The following is a 2,818-nucleotide window of genomic DNA, read 5'->3' as shown; positions in this document are numbered from 1 at the left end:
GGCGAGATCGGCTGGAAGATCCCGCTGGGCACGCCCGCGGTGGCGGCCCTGGTGTCGAGGGACGGGGCGGCCGCGGCGGTGCAGCCGGTGGCGAGCTACGTCGAGCCGTTCGTGGGCGGGGCCTATGTCGGGATCCGGCGTGAGGCCTTCGCGGAGACCGGGGGCGCGGCCGCGCTCACGAGCTATGCCCGGGACTACGACCTCGGCGCGGTGACCGCGGGGGTTCGGGCACAGACGAGCCTGGATCTGGGGCTCGGGCTTCCCGTGATGCTGCGGGGTCTGGTGGGCTACCGGCGGGCGTTCGGGGACGTGGCGCCGGCGGCTTTGCTGTCCTTCGGCACGGGCCCGGCCTTCCTGAGCGCGGGCGTTCCGATCGACCGGGACGCGCTGGTGGCGCAGGTCGGGCTCGACCTGGCGGTGGCGCCGAACGCGACGCTCGGCGTGGCCTATACCGGCCAGACCGGGAGCAAGGCGCAGGATCAGGCCGTGAAGGGGAATTTCACCCTCCGGTTCTGACCGGAGGAGCGAGCGAATCCTGCGCGCCGACGAAATCCACGAAGGCGCGCAGGGGCGCCGGCAGGTGCCGCCGGCCCGGATAGTAGAGGAACGGGCCTGAAAACGTCTGCCACCAGGGCTCCAGCACCGGCTCCAGGGCGCCGCTGTCGAGGAGGGGCCGCAGCCAGTCCTCGAACAGGTGGATGATCCCGGTGCCGGCGACCGCCGCCGCCACGGCGAGGTCGCTGGCGCCGACCCGCACGATCAGCGGGCCGGTCGGGTCCACCCGGACGACCGTGCCGTCGCGCTCGAACTCCCAGGGCGCCGTCAGGGCGCCGCTGGGGAAGCGGCCGAGCAGGCAGGCATGGGCGAGGAGATCGCGCGGATGGGCCGGCCGCCCGCGCCGGTCGAGATAGGCCGGTGCCGCCGCGGTGGCGAAACGCTGCCGCCGCGGCCCGATCGGCACCGCGATCATGTCCTGCTCCAGCCGCTCGTCGTAGCGGATGCCGGCGTCGCAGCCCGCCGCCAGCACGTCGACGAACCCGTCCTCGGCGACGATCTCCAGGCGGATCTCGGGATAGGCCGCCAGGAAGGGCGGCACGAGCGCGGGCAGGACCAGCCGGGCCGCGCTGAGGGGCACGTTCAGCCGCAGCGTCCCCGCCGGCCGATCGCGGAACCCGTTCACCACGTCGAGGGCGGAGTCCACCTCCGCGAGGGCCGGCCCCAGCCGTTCGAGCAGCCGCGCGCCGGCCTCCGTGGGGGCGACGCTGCGGGTGGTCCGGTTCAGCAGGCGCACGCCGAGCCCCGCCTCCAGCCGGCGCACCGCCTCGCTGAGGCCCGACGCGCTGCCGCCGCTCGCGCGGGCGCCCTCGCGGAACCCGCCGGCCCGCGCCACGGTCACGAAGGCGGTGAGGTCTGCGAGGTCGGCGGTCATTGTTCGGGATCTCGCACGGCCCGTGCCGATCGTCACGGCTTATCGGCGCAATCGGCGCCGTCTACATCCGGTGCGCCAACAGGAGATCAGCCATGACGGATATCGCGCAGGCCGGGACGTTCCAGCTCGGCGACCGGACCGTGAAGCGGCTCGGCTACGGGGCCATGCAGCTCGCCGGACCCGGCGTCTTCGGCCCACCCAGGGACCGTACCGCCGCGGTGGCGGTGCTGCGGGAGGCCGTGGCGCAGGGCGTCGACCACATCGACACCAGCGACTTCTACGGGCCGCACGTCACCAACCGGATCATCCGCGAAGCGCTCCACCCCTATGCGGACGAGCTCGTGATCGTCACCAAGGTCGGCGCCCGGCGCGGGGCCGACGCCTCGTGGAACCCGGCCTTCTCGGCCGCCGAGCTCACCCAGGCGGTCCACGACAACCTGCGCAACCTCGGCGTGGACGCCCTCGATGTGGTCAACCTGCGCCTGATGTTCGACGTCCACGGCCCCGCCGAGGGCCCGATCGAGGCGCCGCTCACGGTGCTGGCGGATCTCCAGCGCCAGGGCCTGATCCGCCGGATCGGCCTGAGCAACGCCACGCCCCGGCAGGTCGCCGAGGGGCGCCGGATCGCCGAGATCGTCTGCGTGCAGAACCAGTACAACCTCGCCCACCGGGGCGACGACGCCTTGATCGACGACCTCGCCGCGTCCGGCACGGCCTACGTGCCGTTCTTCCCGCTCGGCGGGTTCAGCCCGCTCCAGTCGGACACCCTGTCGGCGGTGGCATCCAGGCTCGGCGCGACGCCGATGCAGGTGGCGCTCGCGTGGCTGCTGCGCCGGTCGCCCAACATCCTGCTGATCCCGGGGACGTCCTCCCTCGGCCACCTGCGCGAGAACCTCGCGGCGGCGGAGCTTCGCCTGCCGGAGGAGGCGCTGGCGGCGCTGGATCGGATCGCGGGAGCCCAGTGAGGCCTCACCTGGCGCCTTCCTTCTCCCCTCGCGAGCTACGGTGTCCGCACATCGCCTTCGGAACGGACACGAACGGCTCCGCTGCTCTCCCTCCCCCCTCTGCGGGGGAGGGTGGCCCGCGAAGCGGGTCGGGAGAGGGGAGCGACGGTGCAGAACGTAGCTCTGTGCTGTGTGAGGGCCGTGTTCTGTCCTGAACCCGGGTTCCCCTCTCCCGGCCCTCGCTGACGCGAGGGCCACCCTCCCCCGCAGAGGGGGGAGGGAGAGCACGCGGCACGCGCTTTGAGAAAGCCCTACTTCGCCGTCATGCCGGCCACCATCGGGCAGCCGCCCTCGCTCATCGGGCGGAACGCCTGCTCGGCCGGGATCGTCTCCAGCACCTTGTAGAGGTCCCACTCGCCCTTCGACTCGGCGGGCGTCTTGGCCT

At 73.2% G+C, this 2,818-nt stretch carries 3 protein-coding genes and 1 pseudogene; 2 read left to right on the top strand and 2 right to left on the bottom strand.

Going from position 1 to position 2,818, the window contains the following annotated elements; genetic code table 11:
• Positions 1–516: autotransporter outer membrane beta-barrel domain-containing protein (locus MKK75_RS12450; protein WP_244042877.1), on the top strand; the 516-nt coding region annotated here is incomplete at its 5' end.
• Here the strand turns inward: MKK75_RS12450 and MKK75_RS12445 are convergent.
• Positions 500–1,429 (bottom strand): LysR family transcriptional regulator, encoded by a 930-nt coding sequence (locus MKK75_RS12445; protein ID WP_244042876.1) that lies wholly within the window; start codon positions 1,427–1,429, stop codon positions 500–502. The two genes, MKK75_RS12450 and MKK75_RS12445, sit on opposite strands and share 17 nt — an antisense overlap.
• Before the next feature lie 92 nt (positions 1,430–1,521).
• Between MKK75_RS12445 and MKK75_RS12440 the strand changes: the two genes are divergently transcribed.
• Positions 1,522–2,394 (top strand): aldo/keto reductase family oxidoreductase, encoded by an 873-nt coding sequence (locus tag MKK75_RS12440; RefSeq protein WP_244042875.1) that lies wholly within the window; start codon positions 1,522–1,524, stop codon positions 2,392–2,394.
• 290 nt (positions 2,395–2,684) lie between these two features.
• Here MKK75_RS12440 and MKK75_RS12435 read toward each other — a convergent pair.
• A pseudogene (locus MKK75_RS12435) lies at positions 2,685–2,818 on the bottom strand (ABC transporter permease); the annotation flags it as partial.

It is taken from the genome of Methylobacterium sp. J-030 (genome assembly GCF_022829545.1).
Lineage (GTDB): Bacteria > Pseudomonadota > Alphaproteobacteria > Rhizobiales > Beijerinckiaceae > Methylobacterium.
Note: the sequence above shows the minus strand (reverse complement) of the source record. Positions and strands in the feature narration are given on the sequence as shown.